This is a genomic window from Vibrio sp. 10N.222.52.C12, from assembly GCF_041474215.1.
Lineage (GTDB): Bacteria > Pseudomonadota > Gammaproteobacteria > Enterobacterales > Vibrionaceae > Vibrio > Vibrio crassostreae_C.
On record NZ_JBFRTR010000267.1, the window covers coordinates 1 to 440 of the forward strand.

At 28.2% G+C, this 440-nt stretch carries 1 protein-coding gene; it reads left to right on the forward strand.

Annotated features, from left to right (window positions below):
• Window positions 1-440: hypothetical protein (locus AB4623_RS24255; protein WP_372147555.1), on the forward strand; the 440-nt coding region annotated here is incomplete at both ends.

A 440-nucleotide genomic window follows, 5' to 3' on the forward strand; every position in this document is an offset into this window, starting at 1 on the left:
GCTTAGGATATTTGCCTGAGATACTATCATATAACAAATATTCAATAGCAAAAGCATCTTTTTGTAGTAATGAAAAAAATGACGTAAAGATATTGGATCAATTTTGGCATGGGAAAAACACTGCATATAAGCTATTAATAAATAGCGGGGTGGGAGCTGTTGCTGATCATATGTCAAGAGAATATTTTCATGATAACAAAAAGAGAATTGATGAATCTAGTTTTTATAAAAATGAATTATCTTTATTAACCGGAATAAGGCCTATTTTTAAAGACTTCTCTACTAATCTTCATCGTATTAAGCCGAAAGTTATAAACTCAAATTCTTCTTTGAAATCAAAAGAGTTTGATGTTGTTGAAAGGGATTATTATATAAATCTCAATGTTGATTTTGATGAATTTAAATCTGTTGGCGAATATATAAATAACAGGTTTTTATGT